12 protein-coding genes are annotated in these 20,696 nt (G+C 59.6%); 6 read left to right on the top strand and 6 right to left on the bottom strand.

The annotated features are described in order from the left end of the window. Positions 1-16: 16 nt before the first annotated feature. The 5 genes from ACZ5M5_RS03980 to ACZ5M5_RS03960 all read right to left on the bottom strand — a co-directional run bounded on the left by ACZ5M5_RS03980 (position 17) and on the right by ACZ5M5_RS03960 (position 13,545). Entirely contained in the window at positions 17-559 is a 543-nt protein-coding gene (locus ACZ5M5_RS03980) for a hypothetical protein (RefSeq protein WP_256587162.1), read from the bottom strand. Continuing rightward, positions 544-9,828 (bottom strand): hemagglutinin repeat-containing protein, encoded by a 9,285-nt coding sequence (locus ACZ5M5_RS03975; RefSeq protein ID WP_464738625.1) that lies wholly within the window; start codon positions 9,826-9,828, stop codon positions 544-546. The genes ACZ5M5_RS03980 and ACZ5M5_RS03975 overlap by 16 nt, the downstream gene beginning before the upstream one ends. A gap of 23 nt (positions 9,829-9,851) precedes the next feature. Next, positions 9,852-11,558, bottom strand: a complete 1,707-nt coding sequence (locus ACZ5M5_RS03970; RefSeq protein WP_060739256.1) for a ShlB/FhaC/HecB family hemolysin secretion/activation protein — start codon at positions 11,556-11,558, stop codon at positions 9,852-9,854. A gap of 235 nt (positions 11,559-11,793) precedes the next feature. After that, positions 11,794-12,693 carry a proline iminopeptidase-family hydrolase gene (locus ACZ5M5_RS03965; protein ID WP_464738624.1) on the bottom strand — a complete coding sequence of 300 codons (900 nt, stop codon included), beginning with the start codon at positions 12,691-12,693 and terminating at the stop codon, positions 11,794-11,796. A 90-nt stretch (positions 12,694-12,783) separates the two neighbouring features. Continuing rightward, entirely contained in the window at positions 12,784-13,545 is a 762-nt protein-coding gene (locus ACZ5M5_RS03960; RefSeq protein WP_060739258.1) for a LuxR family transcriptional regulator, read from the bottom strand. A 165-nt stretch (positions 13,546-13,710) separates the two neighbouring features. Here ACZ5M5_RS03960 and ACZ5M5_RS03955 point away from each other — a divergent pair, with 165 nt between their 5' ends. Genes ACZ5M5_RS03955 through ACZ5M5_RS03930 form a run of 6 tightly spaced genes read left to right on the top strand, consistent with a single transcriptional unit; the run spans position 13,711 to position 19,897 of the window. Further along, complete coding sequence (locus ACZ5M5_RS03955; RefSeq protein ID WP_192262930.1) at positions 13,711-14,598, top strand: proline iminopeptidase-family hydrolase; 888 nt, start codon at positions 13,711-13,713, stop codon at positions 14,596-14,598. Positions 14,599-14,601: 3 nt separating this feature from the next. Further along, positions 14,602-15,549 carry an ABC transporter permease gene (locus tag ACZ5M5_RS03950; RefSeq protein ID WP_060739260.1) on the top strand — a complete coding sequence of 316 codons (948 nt, stop codon included), beginning with the start codon at positions 14,602-14,604 and terminating at the stop codon, positions 15,547-15,549. Then, positions 15,546-16,403 carry an ABC transporter permease gene (locus ACZ5M5_RS03945; RefSeq protein ID WP_464738623.1) on the top strand — a complete coding sequence of 286 codons (858 nt, stop codon included), beginning with the start codon at positions 15,546-15,548 and terminating at the stop codon, positions 16,401-16,403. The genes ACZ5M5_RS03950 and ACZ5M5_RS03945 overlap by 4 nt, the downstream gene beginning before the upstream one ends. Further along, entirely contained in the window at positions 16,400-17,386 is a 987-nt protein-coding gene (locus ACZ5M5_RS03940) for an ABC transporter ATP-binding protein (protein ID WP_464738622.1), read from the top strand. Before ACZ5M5_RS03945 ends, ACZ5M5_RS03940 begins: the two co-directional genes overlap by 4 nt. Next, entirely contained in the window at positions 17,383-18,354 is a 972-nt protein-coding gene (locus tag ACZ5M5_RS03935) for an ABC transporter ATP-binding protein (RefSeq protein WP_464738621.1), read from the top strand. Before ACZ5M5_RS03940 ends, ACZ5M5_RS03935 begins: the two co-directional genes overlap by 4 nt. 28 nt (positions 18,355-18,382) lie before the next feature. Then, a complete protein-coding gene (locus ACZ5M5_RS03930) occupies positions 18,383-19,897 on the top strand; it encodes an ABC transporter substrate-binding protein (RefSeq protein WP_060739264.1) in 1,515 nt (504 codons plus the stop codon). A 21-nt stretch (positions 19,898-19,918) separates the two neighbouring features. Here ACZ5M5_RS03930 and ACZ5M5_RS03925 read toward each other — a convergent pair whose 3' ends face one another. Continuing rightward, positions 19,919-20,509, bottom strand: a complete 591-nt coding sequence (locus ACZ5M5_RS03925) for a hypothetical protein (RefSeq protein ID WP_060739265.1) — start codon at positions 20,507-20,509, stop codon at positions 19,919-19,921. Positions 20,510-20,696: the final 187 nt, after the last annotated feature.

The raw sequence follows: 20,696 nt of genomic DNA, 5'->3' as shown, positions 1-20,696 counted from the left end.
TCTCGGTCCCTGCGCCTCACAAAATAAAATCTGTCCCCTTTTCGCTCGTTGCACCGTCACGATAGACAAGTAGACGACCTCTAGACCAGTCACCTACCCAGCCACACGGCCACCCACCTCCTAAATAGATAGAAAACATCTCCTCAAAAAATTCATTCGTCTTACCTTGAAAAGCTCGACTATACAGACAGCACTTTAGATCTGAGACGACATCATCCAATAGCTCTTTATGCTTTGGAGGGAGTTGCTTTTTAACTGATTCGCTTAACTCATCCAAAAGTTCGGACAGCTTAATATCCATCTCAGCATATTTCTCACCTCCCCCATAAACCACATTCCAAACCTCACTCATTTTCTCTGACCTTAAATCAGCCCAAGTTAAAGACTCCTCCCCATAGACATCATCCCAAGCAAACCTTTTAGCCACATCAAGATCAGTAATTTCGTTTTCTTCCGAAATAACCTGATTAATAGGATTCAAAAGCAACCCACTATTTATAAAGTCAACAACTTCATTTACCAGATTGGTGTTCTCACCTAAGTCTACTTTCTTATCCATTTCAACCATACATCCGTCTTAGCACCGTCTACATTACGGACCGGCATCCCCGACTCGGTAACATTTCTCAACCGGACTTGCAAGTCGAAAACCTGTTTTTGCAACTGTTCCACGGGTAGATTTCGGTCCATCCCATTCAAGCTTTTGCGTACAGCCTCAGTATAGTTTGGATGGCTACCTGTATGTCTCGGCATACCGCTTATGGCGCCTTCTGGCTTAGCTTTGCTTGCCGGCAAAAATATGCCATTAGAGGAGTCATCCAGATCAATACCCACCTTCTTCAGAACGGGATGATTTTTTAACTCCGAAGGAATCAGGTGTTGAGCCTGGTAACCAGCCCACGAGTCGGTGCGATTTCTCCCCATTGCTTGGTTCAGATTCTGCCCTAGCTTTGTTGAGCTACCACCAGTTACTTGACCAGGCATTCCTGAAAGTAGCCTTTGGTCATAGGGCAGAGCTAGGTCTAGCCCTTTTGCCCCACCCGCCTCCACCCACCCCTTCGACGGCGTATCCCCAAACTCCTTGGCCCAATCAGGATGCTTCGGATCAATCTCCAGCCCATCAGCGCCCTTCGCTATACCCTCCGAAGGCCCCTTACCAACAATACCGATAACCTTACCCGCCCCAGATCCCACCGCGTTCCCGACGGTCCCCAAAGCGATATTCAGCAGCGTCGTTGCGCCACGAACGTACACATCTCCAGATTGTTTATCGCGGCCTTGCTCGTGGCGAACCTTGAAGAGATTATCGCTAATCTCCAGGTCAGCCTTATCTTTGTCACTGAGTTCACTGGCAATCGATTTCGATATTGAATCTTTTGCCGCAGCTATTTTGTCGCCAAACAGCTTGTCGACCACCACGTTCCCGGCGAGACCAACCGCCATTTTGGCAGGTCCCATGACGGCCTGAATCCCCAAGCCCAGGAGCTGAGCTTGTTCTACTGGAAGACCGTCCAAGTATGTCTGCAATCGCGCAGTTTCTTGCAGCAGCTTTCTGCCCGGCGTGTCCACACGAACGTCTTCGACCTTTCTCCACTTTAAGGTGCCATCGGTATCCGTATACCAAGCAAGAGTACGAGGCTTTTTCTCCGAATCATTTGATACACAGCCCCCCTTGGCATCGCAACTTTCTTGCAGCTTGGCAAACTCTTCAAATCTCTTCGCGAAGACTTGGATAGCAGCTACATCCTCAGGCTCCAGATCCTTGATATCCCCAGCATCCTTGCCATTGCGAACAAGATTCTTCGCAATATTCAGCGCAACCTCATCCCCCAGCGCAGCTCTCGCCGCAGCAGGCACCTCATCAATCGAAACCCGCTGCGCCTGAATGTTGGTCCAGATCTGCTTGGTGGCCTGGACCGGCCCATTAACCAACTTGAGTGCATCCTCATACGCCTTCAAGCTGCTATCGGGATAGCTTTTGATGCTGTTTTTCCAAGCCTCCACCGTCCCGGAGGTATCCATCACGGCGCCCACCGAGGACTTGGTGACATACAGATCGGTCCGAGACTCTTCATCCTTGGTGATCTCGTAAGCCTTACCCACATCCCGGTTGAGTCCAACCGTCGAATCAGCCCCGGTCTGAGCGTCATTACGCACCACCACATCGCCGGCCCCAACGGTCGCCCGGACGATCTGTTGACGATCCTTTTCGTACTCCCAGCCGCTGACACTCCAGCCGTTTTTATCTTTTTCGCCTTTGCCAACCTGGCTGCTGTCCTGGGCGCCGCCGCCACCTTGGGAATAGCTGCCACCGACATTCAGGTAGTAGCCGTGCTCCTTGTCCTTACCGGCGATGTCGCTGAAGCCCAGGGTTTTGGTGTCCAGTTTGAGGTTGCCGTTATCGGCGGCGATCAAGGCGCCATCCAGTTGGGTGTGATCCTCGGTGCGGATGTCGACTTTGTTTTTGCCGGTAATGCTGGTTTGTTGTCCAACCCAATGGGTCTCACCGGTCGTTTTCCCATACCCCACCGAGCCGCTGACGCCGGCGCCAGGACCAAAGGTAGCGGTAACGCTGAGGTCGAACTCCTTGCCTTTGACCGTGCCTGTATCAGGGGCCGAGGAAACGTTCAGGTCACCGCCAACACGGCCAACGACCTCATCGCCGCGCAGGGTGCCACCGCTGATGTTGGTGTCCTTGCCGCTTGTGAAGCCCAGGCGATTACCTGCGTAAAGGTAAGCGTCTTGCTGACGCTCGCCTTCACGCTCTAGATCACCCTTACCGATGTTCACGCTGACGTAGACGCCTACGCCTTGGGAGCCGAACGTCAGGCCGGCCTCGCCACCACCGTTGTGGCGGTTTTTTTCACTGTTGCTGTCGTTCTGCGCCGAGCGAATATTCAGCTCATTACCCGCATCGAGCGCGATATCTCGCCCAGCCTTGACCTGCGTTCCTATCAGGTTGATGTCATGGCTGGCATCCACGTTGAAATCCCGCCCAGCGGCAACCTGGGTGGCAGTGGAACTGCCATAGACGCCATCCTCCGTGGCTATCCCGTAACTGCCGCCCACCCCCAATTTGAAGCCGCCACTGGTGCCACCATGAATCCCACTCCAGCTTTGGCGCTCGCTGCTTTCCTGGGTGACACTGCCCTTTGCCACATCCAGCGCTACGTCGCGCCCTTTGACGTTGATGTCTCGCCCGGCCTTTAGCTGACCACCTTTGACCGTGACGTCGTTGCCGGCATTGAGATTAAGGTCGTTGCCCGCATCGAATGTCGACGCGCGGTTGGTCTGCTCAATGACCTGCTGGCTGCTGGTTTGCGTGCTGTTGCCGAACTTGACGTCAACGGTCGGTCCGTTGACGAATTGGGCGACGGCATCAATACCTTTAAGGGTGCTGGAACCCTTGCTGACGCCGTTCTCCCCTTTACCCGCGCCGCTGACCGCATCCTTGGTGTTGCCATAGTTATGATTGAACGAAATGCCAAGGCCATTACGACTGGCTTCGCGCTCCTGCTCGATCCGTTGGGTTTCGCGTGCCGCATCGATGCTAATGTTGTGGCCGGCCGTGAGGTCAATATCACGGGTGGCGCGCAGATCTGAACCGACCTGGTTGATGTCCCGCACAGCGTTGACGGCAACGTCCTGTCCTGCACTGATCTGGCTGGCAGCAGCGGTTTGCTGCTCCAGCCGGTTTTTCTCTTTGGTACGGTCCGCACCGGCGAAGAAACTGATGCCGTTGGCATCCGAAGACACACCGATCCCGGCTTGTTTGTTCTTTTCCCAGTCCTGCTCGGAACGGCTGTTCTGCGCAGCCAGCACATTTACGTCGCGTCCGGCATTCAAGCTGACGTTGCGCCCGGCATCGATGCCGCTGCCGATCAGGTTGATATCGCGTTCTGCCTGCAGGGTCGCATCGCGATCAGCGGAAACCTGGCTGCCCACGCTGGTACTGCTTTGCGCTTGCCGGCCCGCTTCCTTGGCCGAGGAGATCGAGAGGAAACCACCCGACACCGATAACCCGTTTTTCTTCTTGTACTCCTCACTCCGGCTATAAGCCGTATCGTTGGCCGAGACGAGGTTAATGTCGCCACTGTCCTTGACCAGACCCGCACGCAGTTCCACATCATTGCCAGCAGTGGTCTCACTGGCCCGCACGCGCAAGTCGTTGCCTGCCGCGATCACCACGTCGTTGCCGGCCTCTAGCTCACTGGCTACCTGGGAGGCCGTAGTCTTCAATTCGCTCTTGCCGCTCTTGGACAAGCCGAGGAAACCCGATTTGGTTTTCTTGCTGTAGGAGCCATGCTCCTCGACACCCGATAGCACTGCCACATCACCCGTGGCACCGACGACCAAGTCATTGCCGGCCTTCAACTGACTGCCGATCACGGTGACGTTACGACCGCCATCCAGCGTGACACCGCCACCGGCGGCTTGGCTGGTATTGACCGTCAGGTCCTGCCCCGCCTCCACCACGGATGCGATGTTGGTGCTGTGGTAGCTTTCCCGTTGTTCGCTTTTACTGCGGCCAAAGGAGCCTTTGCTTTTCTTCGAGTAGAACTCCGCGGCTTCGTCCGTCGCGGACAACAAATTGATATCGCGCGTGGCATCGAGGGCAACATTCTTGGCGCCTTTCATCTGGCTGGCCACCAGGCTCAGGTCTTGTCCCGCCTTGGCGCTGAGGTCGCCTCCCGACTGGACAAGCGATGACTGCTGGCGAACCAGATCGCTGCTGCTTTTGACTTTTTTGCTTTGGGACGCGCGATGGCTTTCGTTGGCTGCGGACTCGATGGCGATATCGCGCCCGGCTGTCAGCGCCAGGCGGGTCTGGGCGATGACGTTGCTGGCAACGACCCTCAGGTCCTGCCCGGCCGTGACCTTCAGCTCGCGGTCAGCCGTCACGCTGGAACCATTCTGGGTAATGGTCTGGTCCCGGTGTTTGCTGCCCTGCGTATGGCTGTCCACCTGCTTGGCGGAGGTGAGGTTCACATCACGCATCGCCTGCAAGTTCGTGTCGTTGCCACTCTTGAGCACACCACCAACATTGGCGATATCCCGCCCAGCGCCCGCGCTCAGATCATGACTCGCCTCAATCCGCGCCGCGCTGTCGGCAAAATCACGTCGCTCGGTCTTGGAGCCGGTGCTGCTGGCATGGGTGGTGATGGTTCGTTCGTTGGTCAAATCACCGGCCACCGCCACAACACTGACATCCCGTCCAGCAATAACCCCACCCGCCCTGTTAGTCAGGTTATTACTCGCCAACGCATCCAGCCGACCACCCGCCTCCATCAGCCCGCTGTTGACCAAGCTGTCGCCAGCCGAAGCCCTCAGGTTGCTGGACGCCCGCAAGGTGCCCGCATTGTTCAGGTTTTGACCCGTGATCAGGCTGATGTCGGCGCCCTGAATCAACGCACCATTGGCCGCGAGGCGGTTGTTGGCCTGGGCCAGGTAGAGCACCGGCACAAGCACCTGCTCGTTGTTCACCGTGCGGGTTTCCATCCAGACGATGTCATGGGTCAGGGCCGCGACTTGTTCGGCGGTTAGGCTGACACCCAAGGACAGGTTCAGCGTGTCCTTGCTGGCGATGGCGTTGTTCATCAGGTACTTGAACATGCCGTCGTCGGAGGTCTGGCCGTCGAGGAAGCGCTGGCCGGTGCGGGCGATCACGGCTTGTTGGATCAGGCGTTGTTCGTAGAAGCCGTCACCCAGGCGCTTGGCGGCGATGTCGGGGTCGTAGCCCAGGTTCGTCAGCAGGTAGTCCGAGCTCATGAAGCGGCGCATGTCGGTCAGCGCCGGATTGGTCTCGATCAGGTATTTTTGCGGGTTGGCCTGGAACGAGCGGTCCGGCAGGCCGCGTACTTGGGTCAGGCCTGAGCCTTGGGTCGGCGTGGTCGAGCCTTCGCCGCTCATGCGGAACAGGCCGTTTTGCCCGGTGGGCAAATCAAAACCCGGCAAGGCCAGCGGATCGACCTGTTGCTGGGTCAGGTTCGGGGGTAGCTGCCGATTGACGCTGATGCGGGTCGAGAAGGCGTTGTCGGCCTGGGTGTCGGTGCGCGGGCCGGCACCGACATAGTTGTAGCCGCCACGCACGACGCTGTTGTCGGTGTTACCCGAGGTGCGGACATCGACTGCGCCACCGGCCTGGATAATCGCGGCGTAGGTCTGGTTATCGGTAGTACTTGCCTGGGTGCGGAACTGCGGGAGCTCACGTTCGGTCATGCCGATGAAGCGGCTCATCGCTGCCTCGAGGCCACCCAGGTCATTGGCGTTGTAGCCTGGGCTCTGCAACCAGTATTTGTTGGTGAAGTCATTGGCGGCGGCGCGCCAGCCACCTGGGCTGCGCGTGCGCTCGGACATGAAGGTGCGCGAGGTTTCGGTCTCGCCGGTCTCGATGCCGATGTTGTCCAGGCTAACGAGGTTGGCGGTCAATGCGCCGCCGACGCCGATGCTGCTGCTCCGGTTGGTCAGGGTGTCGCCCTGGATATCCAGGTTACCGCCGGTGGTGATGCTGGAGGCGGCACTGGCCGCGGTGACTTCGAACTTGTCGCGCTGAATGATCTGCCAGACGTGGTTCTCCTTGCCACCGCTGCAGTCGCCGGCGTTGACCCCTTCGATGCAGGCCACTTCCCTGATCGAGGCGGTGTAGATGCCCGCGTCGTGGGCGGTCAAGACCTCACGGACGTTGTCGATCGTGCTGGCCGCCAGGCGCATGCTGCCATCGCTCTGCAGCGAGCCGGAGCTGTTGAGGATTCGGTTGGCACGAGTGCCGAGGCCGTCGCGATCGATGCTCAGATCGCCCAGGCTGTAGATATCGGCATAGCGGTTGGTCAGGCTATTGACGCGCAGGCTGGTATTGCCGCCGCTGAAAATCAATCCGTGCTCGTTGAGCAGGTCGCCGGTCGATACGCCGAGCGCGCCGGCACTGCCGAGGGTGCCGTAGTTGTTGATCGTGGCGGCAGTGACGTTCATGTCCGCCGCCGAGCTCAGGCGACCGTAGCTGTTGAGGACGCCATCGACCACGACGGTTGTGCGGCCGCCGCCGGCGATACTGCCGTTTTGCTCCAGATTGATCAGCGCGGCCTTGAGGCCCAGGGCACCGAGACTGCTCAAGCGACCGTTGCTGGCATAGGCGCCGGTCAGTTGCAGGTCGATGGCCCCATCGCTGCCGATCAGGCCGTCGACGCGCCAATTGCTGCCACGGCCCACCATACTATCGCTACTGAGCAACTGGCCGGTGGCGGTCTGGGTCAACTGGTCGACATCCACGACCAGGTGCCCGGCCTGGATCGCCGTGCTGTTGGTCCAGCGATCAGCCGTCACCGTCAGGTTGCCGTAGGTCACCAACTGCCCGCCCGCCTGGCCCAGGTTGGCCTGGCTGATACCGAACACTCCCAGGCCGGTGTGCAACAGCTTGCCACCCGCGTTCTGAATGCTGCCGGTGTCCAGGCCCACATTTTGGCTGGCGGTTTCCAGGGTGCCGTCGTTGTTATCGAACAGGCCACCGATGTCGAACACGGTGGTGCTGTTCTTGCCCAGGGTGCGCAGTTGGCCCTTCTGGTTGCTCAGGCTCGCGGCCAGAATATCCAGGCTGTCCTGGCTTTCGATGATGCCCGCGTTGTTGTTCAGCGCGCCCGAAAGGTCAAAGTCGATGCGACTGGCGCTGACCTGCCCGCCGCCGCTGTTGTCCATGTCCCGACCAATGACCTGGACCTTGCCCGTGGCGTATATCCCACCGTTGCGATTGTTGATATCCGCACCCGCGTTGGTGATCACGACATCGCCGGCTTGTGCAGCGATGCGCCCGCCGTCGTTGAACAGCCCAGCCAAGGCTTGGATACTGAGTCCTTGGGCCTGGATCGTGCCGCCCCGACGGTTCACGTCATAGCCGTTTTTCAGCACACCCGTGGCCCGCGCCTCCAGCGCGGCCTTGACGCTGGACAGCACGCCGCCGCGGTTGTCCAGGTTGATCGCGAAGACACTCAGCTTGGCGTCCTGGGCGATGATGCTGCCACCCTGGTTATCGATATCACCTGCGACATCCACGGTCACCAGGCCCTTGCCTTGCAACGTGCCCTTGGCGTTGTTCAGGCTGGCGGCATCGAGTTCGAGCGCGCCTTCACGGCTGGCGATCAGGCCCTTTTCGGCGTTTTTCACCGAGTCGCTGGCACTGACCAGCAACTTGCCATTGGCGGCGACAGTACCTTTGTTGCTGTTGTCCAGGCTGGCGGTGCGCACGGTCACAACGCCCTGGCTGGACAATTCACCGCCCTGGTTCTTGATCGCGCCGGTGCTGGTGATGTCGAGGTTTTTACCGGTCATGACCAGGCCGGTCAGGTTGTCCAGGCTGCCGAGGATCAGCGTCGCGCTGTTCAGGCTCGATAATTCACCGGCATTGTTTTCCAGGTGGCCCAGGTTGGCCGTCAGCAGGCCCTGGCTATTGATCAGGCCGCCCTGGCTGTTGAGGACCTGATCGGCGGTCAGGTGCAGTTCGGTGTTGCCGAGAATGCGGCCTTTATTGCGGTTATCCACCACGTTACCGGTGACGGTGGTCTTGCGCTGGCCACTGAGCGTACCGCCCTGGTTGTTCAGCGCAGCGCTGGTCGTGACGTTCAGGTCGCGACTGGCAATAACGGTTTTGCCGCCGTTGTTCAGTTGCTTGGCCGTGAGGGAGACATCGCCCGTGGTATTGCGGCTGTTATCGGCGTTGACGCCGGCTTCGATGATGCCGTTGTTGCTGAGCGTACCGCCGCTGTCCAGGTGAATGCTGTCGCGGGCCACCAGGTTTTTCTGGCTGGTCAGGTCGCCCTGGGTCTTAACGTCCAAGCGGCTACCAGCGTACACCTGGCCACGGGTTTCCAGGCTTTTGGCCGCGATGTCGACAGCACCGGCGGCGGCCGTCTGCGCCAAACTCAAATGCCCATTGGCATCCAGCTGAATATCCCCCCCACTGGCGACCATCTTGCCGTCCAGCTTCACCCCGACTCCGGCCTCGGTACCCACCAGCTTGATCGCCCCGGCGTACATACCACCCAAGGCCGAGGAATCGATGGCCAATTCAGGTTTGGCACTGCCGTCGTCGGCGCGGGCGGTGGCATTCAGGGTGCCTGCATTGACGTCATTGCGCCCGGCCACGATGGTCAGGTTTTTCGCCTGAATCTCAGCGTTGATCTTGGCGCTGCGGGTGATGATTTCGAAGCGGTCGACGTTGTTCGCGTTCAGGCCTGCGCCTTCGATGGCGACGCTGCCCTGGTCCACCTGATAGCGCCCCACCTGGCCGTTTTCGATGATCGGCTTGCCCGTGGTCAGGGTCGCCTTTGGGGTATTGATGAAACCGCAGCCGTTACAGCTGATGCCATAAGGGTTGGCGACGATGACGTGGGCCGACTGCCCTGCCACTTCGGTGTAGCCGCGCAGTTGGCTGGGGTTGCCGCCGTTGACTTCGTTGAGGATGGTGGTGGCGGCCGTGCCCTGGAGGTTCGGGTTGCCGAGGATGATCCCGCCCAGCTGCGTGGCCTGGGCCGGGTTGGTGGCGTTGTTGAGGATCACGCCGTTGCTGCCGACGTTGTAGTCCTTGAACTGGTTATGCGACAGCCCGCTGCCGTTGGGCTTGGCGATGTTGACCACCGGCACGCCGTTGCCGGCCTGGCCGAGGCTGGTGCCCGGGGCGCTGACCACAATGCCGCCCGCCTGGGCCCACATCGGTTGCCAGAACATGACGTTGGCCAGCAGGAACGCCAGGCCACGCTTGGGCATGCCCCAGAAGGCGTCGCGGGTTTTCAGGGCAGCAGAAGGTTGGCGGGCCAGGAAGGCGTGTTGGCGGTCGTCCATGATCAGGTCTCGTTACAGCAGCGTTAAATAGATACATCCAAGCGGAAGTAGATCGGCGCTTCGCGCTCGGTCAGGGCATCCGGACGTTCCAGGGAATGGGCGAAGGTGACGCTGGCGTTCAGGTGCTCACCGCGGGCGAACAGCTCCAGCGAGTTGCTCGACATGCGCCCGTGCTCGCTACCGTTGTAGCGATTACCGCGAATCACGCCCTGGTCATAACCGAGGCTGGTGCCATATTCGGCAAACACCGGGCGCAGCCACTCCATGGTCACCGGGCGGCTCCAGCGCAGGTCGTTGCGCCAGTAGCCGCCGCTGTCCCCGGACAGCGTCTGGTCCTTGTAGCCGCGAACCGACGACAGGCCGCCCAGGCTCATGCGCTGGGGGCTGAACAGCACGTCCTCGCTGCGCTGGCCGGTCATCAGGCTGCTGAAGCTGAAGGACTCGCCACCCAACATGAAAGGCTGCAAATAGCTGAGGGTGGCGGTGTACTTGCGATAACGCGCGTCCGGCAGCCCAGGCCCCGGCTCATGATCGCCCTGGGCATCGAGAGCGCCGATACCTTGTTGCAGGCCCAGGTCGAGGTTGACGAAGGCATTGCCGATCCGCCGGCCATGGTTGATGCCGAACTGCGCCTCGCTGATGCGATTGCTGCTTTCGGCAAGCTTGCTGTCTTCGATGAAATTGTTGGTGCGCAGGTACGAAAGGCCGGTGTTGAGTGAAGTCTTGCTCACGGCATCGCGATGGACCACTCGCTCCAGGCGCACCTGATGGTTCTGGCTGTCGCCACTCTGCTTGAAATTGAAGCCGTTGGCCTGGCCCAGCGCGCGGTACTCGCTCTCGCTGTAGGTGTAGCTCAGGTTCCACCAGCCAAACGGCAGGTTGTAATAGAGCATGCCATTGCGTGAGGTTTTCTGATGGTCGCTGACGGCATCGTGGCCGCCGCGCAAGGCCAGTTGGTCAGCCAGGCCCAAGGGGCTGTCCCAATCCAGGGAAGCGCCCCATTGCTGCTCGCCGGTGCTTTTCTGCCCATCGTTATGCCGTGACAGGCCGGCGCGCCAGGGTTTCTGCGGGGTGTTGTTGACCCGCACTTCGCTGCCACCGATGTTTTGCCCGGGGGTCAGCTCCATTTGCGCACGGTTGGACGGCAAACGGTTCAGTTGATCGACCATCTGCTCCATCTCCCGCAGGTTGAGCAAATCGCCGGTTTTGCCGGGAAACGCCATCGCCAACTCACGGTCCGACAGCTGGCTGTTCTCGGCACCTTTCAGGCCTTCCAGGCGGCCCTCGACGACCAGCACTTGCAGGTGACCGCTGGACAGGTCCTGTTGCGGCAAATAGGCGCGACTGGTGACCAGGCCCTTCTCCAGGTAGTGGTCGGTAATGACCTTGAGCAACTGGTTAAGCTGCGGCACGCCCAGGCACTGGTTGAGGAAAGGTTTGAGCAGGCGTTGGCGCTCGCCCTCGGACAACGCATCGGCGCCCTTGAGCTCGATGGTCTTGATCGGGAAGCAACGGGTATCGGCAGGTGCAGTGGGCTGGGCCGGCTTCGCGTCCTTGCCGGGCAGGTCCTTGAGCTCTTCCAGACGCCGACGCTGCTCTTCGAGCAGACGGTCCTGGCGCTCACGAATCAGGTCCGTGTCACCGGGGGTTGGCGCAGCATAAGCAAGTGTTAGCGGAGACAGGCACAGCAAAGCCAGGCACGACCTCGCCCACAGGGCGGGTGAGAACATGTTCGATCCCTCGATGCAGAAAATGACAGCAAGCTCGTGAGCGGACGAAGAGCCGAATGCCGGCTTACCCCCATGAAACACCCACGTTGCTGATGCGCAAAACCACGCGCACACCAGACCCTGCATATCGCTTTCGGTTCAAGAGAGCGGGAATTTTCCATTCAAAAAAGAGACGCGTCTCACAGGACGCGTCGAAAAACACTACACAAAACGACTGCTCGGATTGCGCAGACGCCTACAGACACTCATCCAGGAAACTCACCACGGTTCCCATGCAAGCCATCCGCTCCTCGATATGGGGCATATGGCTGGAGTGTTCGAACAACGCCCAGCGAATGTCGGGAACATGATCCACATAGGGTTTGACCACCAACGGCGTCGCTTCATCGTATCGGCCTGAAATCAGCAGGGTCGGCACGCTGATCCGAGGCAAGCGATCGGTGATGGACCAGTCCTTCATGCTGCCGATCACATGGAATTCGGTGGGGCCATTCATGGCGTGGTAAACGGTAGGATCGGCATCGATCTGGGCAAAGGTACGGGCGACTTCATCGGGCCAGGGCGTGACACGGCAGACATGACGGTCGTAGAAAACCCGAGCGGCCTCAAAATACTCGGTAGACGTCAAGGTTCCAGCCCGCTCGTGCTTGAGCAGTGTTTGCTGCACCTCAATGGGTAGAAGCTGGCGCAAGCGATTGACTTCCAGGAGCCACGTGGACATGTCCGCCGGGGAGTTGGCGATAATCAACGCGCGCAAGCCCGCGGGCTGGAGCACCGCATGTTCGCTGGCCAACATGCCGCCCCAGGATTGCCCCAACAGTGCGTAATTGTCGCGAATGCCCAGATGATCCAGCAGGTTCTCCAACTCATCGAGAAAGAGCGCCACGTTCCAGAACGAGGGAGCTTTTTCCGGAAGATGGGTGGAACGCCCATTGCCCAGTTGGTCGTAATGAATCACCGGATAGCCACTGTTGGCAACATCCTTGAAGGCATCGACATAATCGTGTGTACAGCCCGGGCCGCCATGCAGGATCAGCAGCGGCGTACGGCCACTGCTGAAGTCGCCAGTGATGCGATACCAGGTCTGATACGGACCAAAAGGCGCAAAGCCTTCGTGCGTTACGGGAAGATCCATTTCGTGCCGCTCCCTAGAAATACTGCGGAACACGATACCGGGGACTGGACGGCGGAATAACTAGAGAAACAGATAGGTTTTTACCCGATTTCAGCTATCGAGCAACCGATAGTGCACCGCCCTGACCACCGCCTGGACCCGATTCCTGGCGCCGAGCTTGTGCATTGCAGAAGTCAGGTGGAGGGTGATGGTGGCCAAGGAACGATTCAGTTGCCTGGCGATGTCCGCCGCCGTCAACCCTTCAGCGGCTAATCTCAAGCACTCACGCTCGCGTTTGGTCAGGCGAACCGGACATGCGCGGGCTTCCTTGCCGAGCAGCGGAAAAGCCGCCTCTTGCAGGGCATGGGAAATCAGGCTGAAGTCGCCCAGCGTTTGCCGCACATCCTGCAGGGTGCTCCCCTTCGTATCGGTGCGCAGCCCGGTCAATGTCGCAAAGCCACCTTTGGGCAAATGCATCGGCACCGTCACGCCACAGGTCATGCGCGAATCCTGCAGGTAGCTCACGACCGGTGCATGACTCTGGCCGATGAACGGCTGCAGCACTGTGTCGGCCTCCGGTCGATAGGACCAGACAAAAGGAGATATGGCATTGATTGCCAGATGCTGGACGGGGTCGATCTGGTAATAACCTTCTTCACACCAGAGCGAGTGCCAATCACGGGGGGTATTGCGCAACTTCAGCACAGCCGGGGTAATCAGTGCCCCATCATGATCCAGCGGCACCGGACTGTAGTCGTACACCAAGGCATCAAAGCCTAACGCCTGGACCATCCCCAGGGTGTTATCCATCTGTTCGTCCAGGCTCCTGCCAGACAAAAGACGGGTATTGAAGTCAGACAGCTTGGCCTGCATCCATTCAGCTCCCTTATTAATTTCAATCCTGAAATCGTGCAAGTAGAATGCCACGCCTGAGCGAGGGAATGCCAGAGATCAAACCTATAAGAATTGCTAGCTTATGGGCGCGTAGCTTCCTCGGTAAGGTTTAGCCAACGGGCGCACCTGAGCAGGAGAGCAATGATGTGGCGTGAGATCGAGCCAGACCAGCGGTACGACGTGGAAGTCGATGGTCATCGTCTGGTGGCCTATGGCTTTGGCGACGGCGACGACGTGCTGTTGTGCCTCAATGGCGGGCCGGGATTGCCTTGCGATTATCTGCGTGACAGCCATGGCTGGCTCAAGGAAAAGGGCTTGCGGGTCATCGCTTTCGATCAGTTGGGTACCGGCGCCTCGGCCAGGCCTACTGACGAATCCCTGTGGGACATCACCCGCTATGTGGCGGAGGTAGAGACCGTCCGCCAAGCCCTCGACCTGGGCAAAGTGCACCTGCTGGGGCACTCCTGGGGTGGCTGGCTGGCGATCGAGTACGCCATTCATCACCCTCAATCGCTGAAAACCCTGATCCTGGAAAATACCGCCGGCGATATTCCTCATCTGTCCCTGGAACTGGAGCGTCTGCGGGCTGCCCTGGGCAGTGAGACCGTCGCGATGATGCAGCGTCATGAAGCCTTGGGCACCCTGGATCATCCGCAATACCAGGCGGCCATCACCCTGCTCAACTATCGCCATGTCTGCCGTCTGGACGAGTGGCCAGCACCGGTGACACGTTCCCTGGGCGACTGGAACATGGGGCCTTACATGACCATGCAGGGCCCCAACGAATTTCTCTATACCGGCAATCTCAAGGACTGGAATCGCATCGAGCAGATGGCCGGCTTCGAAATGCCTGTGCTGATCACCACCGGTCAACATGATGAACTGACGCCAGCCTGTGCGATGCGCATGAAAATGGCGCTCAAGGATGTACAACTGAATGTGTTCCCCAACAGCAGCCACATGCCGTTCTACGAAGAGCCCCAAGCCTACTTCCCAGTCCTGCTGGACTTTCTGCACCGCCATCGGAACTAGCCCATGAACCTGGCGCGCTACCGTTTCATACTGTCGCGCCCGCTACAGCTATTGCCGGTGCTGTTTGGCATCAGCATGATCACCTTTGTGCTCGTGCGCTCAATTCCCGGGGACCCCGCCAGGGCGCTGCTGGGCTCGCGCAGCACGCCGGAGGCGCTGATCAGGATTCGTGCCCAGTACGGGCTCGACCAGCCCTTGTGGATGCAGTACTTCTACTTTCTCAAGAACCTGCTCAAAGGCGATCTCGGCCAATCGCTGCTCTACAAAGTCGATGCCTTGCAGCTGATCAGTACCCGCATTGAGCCAACCCTGTTCCTGGTGCTCGGCAGCGTACTGCTGGCGCTGCTGATTGCCGTGCCACTGGCCACGGTAGCGGCACGCAACAAGAGCGGTTGGCAGGATCATCTGATTCGCCTGTTCACCACGGCAGGGCTCGGCATGCCGGCATTCTGGCTCGGCATCATGTTGATCCTGCTGCTCAGTGTGCAGTTGGGACTGTTCCCGGTCTCAGGCTATGGACGTACAGGGTGGGACAAACTGCATCACATGGTTTTGCCGTGCCTGACCATTGCCTTGGCACTCTCCGCCGTTCTGGTGCGCAACCTGCGCGCCAGCATGCTCATGGAGCTACAAGCCGATCATGCCACCGCCGCACGGGCCCGGGGCTTGTCCGAGCGGGCGATATTTCGCCGGCATGTGCTGCCCAACTCCCTCGTACCGGCGGTCAACCTGCTGGCGGTAAACATCGGCTGGTTGATCAGCGGCACGGTGGTCATCGAAAGTCTGTTTGCCATTCCCGGCATCGGTCAATTGCTGGTACGCGGCATCTTTACCCGCGACTACATGGTGGTCCAAGGCGTGGCCATGGTGCTGGCCCTCGCCACCGTCACGGTCAATTTCCTCGCCGATGTGCTGACCGTGATGATTGATCCGCGGGTGAACATGCGATGAGCGGCCAGACCCTCAGTCCCGCCTGGCGTCTTGCGCTGCGTTTCGGCTTGCGCAACGGTCGCCTGGCCACCGTGCTAGGCCTGGCGATCCTGTTTGGCTGGCTGTTGCTCGCCCTCTTGGCACCCTGGGTCGCGCCCTTCGATCCGATTGCCCAGAACACCGATATTCGCCTGCTGGGGCCGAGCCTGGCCCATCCGTTCGGCACGGACAATTTCGGTCGCGACGTTCTTTCCCGAGTGATCTGGGGTGCGCGCATCGACTTGCAGATTTCCGTGATCGGAGTGGTTTTCCCGTTCTTGATCGGCACTTGCGTCGGCGCCTTGGCCGGCTATATCGGTGGCCGCTTCGACACGATCTGCATGCGCCTGATCGATATTATCCTGGCCTTCCCCTTCCTGGTGCTGATGTTGGCAATCATGGCCATCCTCGGCCCCGGCCTGAGCAGCTTTTATATTGCAATGGCCCTGGTGGGCTGGGTGTCCTATGCACGGCTGATCCGTTCGCAGATCCTGGTGCTCAAGCAAAGCGATTTCGCCTTGGCGGCCAAAAGCCTGGGCTTCGGCCATGGACGCATACTGTTTCGGCACCTGTTGCCCAATGCCATGTTCGGTTCGATCGTGTTTTCCATGTCCGACGCAGTGCTGGTACTGCTCAATGGGGCGGCGGTCAGCTATCTCGGCCTGGGGGTTCAGCCACCCACCGCCGAGTGGGGCACGATGGTCGCCGAGGGCCAGAGTTTCATCACCAACGCCTGGTGGATCTGCACCTTCCCGGGACTGGCGATCGTCACCTTGGCCATGGGCTTCAGTCTGCTGGCCGACGGTGTCGCCGAGCACCTCGGAGAACGCCCATGAGCACACCGGTGCTGCACGTCGAGGACCTCAGCGTGATCGCCGGCCACGGTGAGGACGAGGTCACGCTGGTGGATCGCGTGTCATTTGACTTGGCCGAAGGCGAAATCCTCGGTCTGGTGGGTGAAAGCGGCTCAGGCAAGACGATGGCCTGCCGGGCCTTGATGCGCTTGCTGCCCTCTGCAAACCTGCGGGTCCAAGGCAAGGCCGTGCGCCTTGCCGGCAAGGACCTGCTGACACTGGATGAAGCCGACATGCGGGGCATACGGGGTCGGCGGCTAGGGATGATTTTTCAGAATCCCGGCAGTCATCTTGACCCGTTGATGCGTATTGGCGAACAGATCGGCGAGGGCATACGCCTGCATCAGGGGGCGTCCAAGCGTGAAGCACGGGCGAAGGCCATTGATGTGTTACGCCAGGTGGGCATTCCCGATCCGCTAACGCGGGTCGACAGTTATCCCCATGAGTTTTCCGGTGGCATGCGTCAACGCGCCATGATCGCCGTGGCATTGGGTTGCAACCCCCAGGTGCTGATCGCCGATGAGCCGACCACTGCCCTGGATGTCACGGTACAGGCACAGATCCTGCGCCTGCTCCTGGATTTGCGCGACCAACGTGGGCTGTCAATCATCATGATCACCCACGACCTGGGGATCGTCGCCCAGACCTGTGATTCCATCGCGGTGATGTACGCCGGTCGGCTCTGCGAACACGGCAACAAGCTTGATCTGCTGGCTCACCCACGACATCCCTATACGGCGGCCCTGATCGACTGCCAACCGGCTACCAGCGCCGGCCATGCCATGCTCAAAACCATCGCCGGCCAGCCGCCTCTGCTGGATGCGCTGCCCACCGGTTGCCGCTTCAATCCTCGCTGCCTTCAACAGGGCAGCCAGTGCACGCGGCTGTTGCCACAGATGCAAGTCACGACAGAGGCACACCGAGTTGCCTGCCATTACCCGCTGCCTGTGGAAGCTTCGTCATGACCCTGTTGCACGTGAAAGATCTGCAGGTGCGCTTTGCCGCCCCTGGCAGTGGTCCGTTCGGAATCAACAGGCAATGGGTGAAAGCCGTCAATGGCGTGTCGCTGAGTCTGGCCGCCGGAGAGGTGCTTGGGTTGGTGGGGGAGTCGGGCAGCGGCAAGAGCACCCTGGGTCGGGCCATCTTGCGCCTCACTGAGGTCAGCGCCGGACAAATCCTGTTCGATGGCGTGGATATGGCTCAAGGCAAGCGGATCGACATCGAGCGACTGCGCCACGAAACCGCGATGATTTTCCAGGATCCTTATACCGCCCTCAATCCACGGATGAGCATTGGCGACACCCTGGCTGAAGTGCTGCGAGTGCGCTGTGCGATTCCTTCCTCGCTGATTCGCCAGCGGGTCGATGAACTGCTGAACCTGGTCGGCCTGCGACCGGAGCTGGCCCACCGCAAACCGGGTTCGTTGAGTGGCGGTCAATGCCAACGTGTGGGGATCGCTCGGGCGCTGGCCATCGAGCCACGGTTGATCATCGCCGATGAATGCGTGGCCGCGCTGGACGTTTCCATCCAGGGACAGATCATCAACCTGCTGCTGGAGCTGCGACAGCGCATGAACCTGGCGATTCTGTTCATCGCTCACGACCTGGCGATCGTTCGGCGGCTCTGTGATCGGGTCGCCGTGATGTACCTCGGCGAGATCGTCGAGCAAGGGCCCACGGAGGCCGTGTTCAGCAGCCCGCGGCATCCTTATACCGTCGCGTTGATCCAGTCCATTCCACACATCGACCCGACTCGACCGTTGCTGAGCGCCCCCCTGCCTGGCGAGCCACCCAGCCCCCTGAACCTTCCATCCGGCTGCGTTTTTCACCCGCGCTGCCGGTATGCACAACCCATCTGCGCGAAAACGCCGCCCCCCAGCCATGACATCAATGGACATCGTTATAGCTGTGTGCTCGGAGAGCCATTGCTCTAAAAAACATTCATCAATAGGGAGTTTGACCATGCGATCGAAACACTTGAAGTTGCTGACCGCCGCGACGTTGACCGTTTGCACACTGGCGGCCGGTGTCGCCCAGGCAGCAGGCGTGCTGACCATCGGTTGCCGTGAAGAAAGTACGACGTTCGACCCGATCAAAAGCGCGCAGAACCGTGATAACTGGGTGTTCTCCAATGTCTACGACGTATTGGTGCGCGTCGACAATACCGGCACCCAGCTGGTACCGGGGCTGGCCGAAAGCTGGCAGGTTTCCGACGATGGCATGACCTATACCTTCAAACTGCGCTCGGCCAAGTTCTCCGACGGCTCAGCGATTACCGCCAGCGATGCAGCGTTCAGTCTGTTGCGAATCCGCGACAACAAAGGGTCGTTGTGGAGCGACTCCTACAAGATTATCGACAAGGCCCAGGCAACCGACCCGCAGACACTGGTGGTGACACTCACGAGCCCTTCAGTGCCCTTCCTCGCGCAGCTGGCGTTACCCAACGTCTCCATCCTGTCGCAAAAGGCCATGGAGAAAATGGGTGAGGAAGCCTATGCCCAGGACCCCGTCGCCTCTGGCGCCTTTATCGTCAAGGAGTGGCTACGCGGTGATCGCGTAGTGCTGGAAAAGAACCCCCACTTCTGGCAGGCCGACAAGGTGAGCCTGGATGGCGTGGAATGGATCTCCATCCCGGATGACAATACGCGGATGTTGAAGGTACAGGCCGGTGAACTGGATTCGGCGATCTTCGTGCCCTTCTCGCGCGTCGAAACCCTGAAGAAAGATCCCAACCTGGTCGTACACATGGATCCCTCCACCCGTGAGGATCATCTGCTGATCAACCATGAGCACGGCCTGCTGGGCAAGCCTGAAGTACGTCAGGCCCTGGACCTTGCGATCAACAAGAAATCCCTGGTCGATACCGTGACCTTCGGCCATGGCCAGGTGGCTTATTCCTACATTCCTAAAGGAGCGCTTTATCACAATGCCGATAATCTGCAGCGCCCGTACGACCCGGAAAAAGCCAAAAAAATGCTGGCCGATGCAGGCGCTTCAGGCCTGAAGCTCAACTATGTGGTCAATGCGGGCAATGAAGCCGACGAGCAGATCGCCGTGCTGGTCCAGCAACAGCTCGCAGCAGTCGGCGTGACAGCCACCTTGCAGAAAGTCGACCCAACCCAGAGTTGGCAAATGCTGATCGACGGCGACTACGATCTGTCCGTGATGTACTGGACCAACGACATCCTCGACCCGGACCAGAAGACCACCTTCGTGCTGGGACATGACACCAACATGAATTACATGACCCGCTACAAGAACGACAAGGTCAAGGATCTGGTCGCGGCCGCGCGGGTAGAAGTGGACCCGACCAAGCGCAAGCAGATGTATACCGACCTTCAGGCAATCGCCAAGCAGGACGTCAACTGGATCGATCTCTACTACAGCCCGTACATCAATATTTCGCGCAAGAACATCGAGCACTTCCAACAAAACCCACTGGGACGCTTCTCTCTTGAGGAAACAGTGAAGCGCTAGCGAGTAGTGGCAACGCCTTGATCACGAATCGAGGCTTGCCACTTGATGGCCGAGCAACATCGGCCGCTCCCCGGTCATCTCACACAGCAGCGCTGTGACGGCGTTCCCTTCAACCGTGCCATGCTCTTGCAGAAAGCCCGCCACGGCGCTGACCGCCGGCCAGTAACGGTGCACCAGGCAACTGCAACGAGCGATGGCCTGGGCTTGGGCGTCGAGCAGCTTGCGCGGTGGCAGCAGGCTGATCAGCTCGTGCCCCCGGTCCAGGTCACCCCGGCCGCTGCCCCTGAACAGCCGGTCGGACCTTCGGTGCCGGTAGACCGCTTCGGCCACAGGCCCGGCGAAGCAATGGAGCAGGTCACGCTCGATAGCATCGATCATCGAGGGCAGGTATTCAGCGATCCCCGGCGCGTCGAAGGCCGGGCGCGAAACAAGGTAGTCGGCTTCGACCAAGCCTTCTGCGTACTGCGGGTTGCCGCGCAGGTCGAACAGCGGCCCCGCCCAGGCTTCGACCTTGGTACGCACGGTGATGCGCTTTATCGGTAGGCCATTCCACCAAAAGGCCAGGGCATGACCGGCTTCGTGGAAGGCCGTGCTGCGCGGGCATTTGTTCATGATGGGGTCCGTCACGGCAGGCGCCGTTCATATCATCTGCCTCACCGCCGGGCGCCGATAAAAGATTATCCCTATCGACCGTTAATACTGCGCCTATTAGCTATCTGGCAAAGGAGGACTAGCCTGAATTCAGGCTGGTGTAATCCGGCCCGTGAAACCTGACAAGAGATACGAAGCGTTCAGAAAC

The sequence above is a fragment of the Pseudomonas sp. Van50 genome (assembly GCF_055390755.1).
Note: the sequence above shows the minus strand (reverse complement) of the source record. Positions and strands in the feature narration are given on the sequence as shown.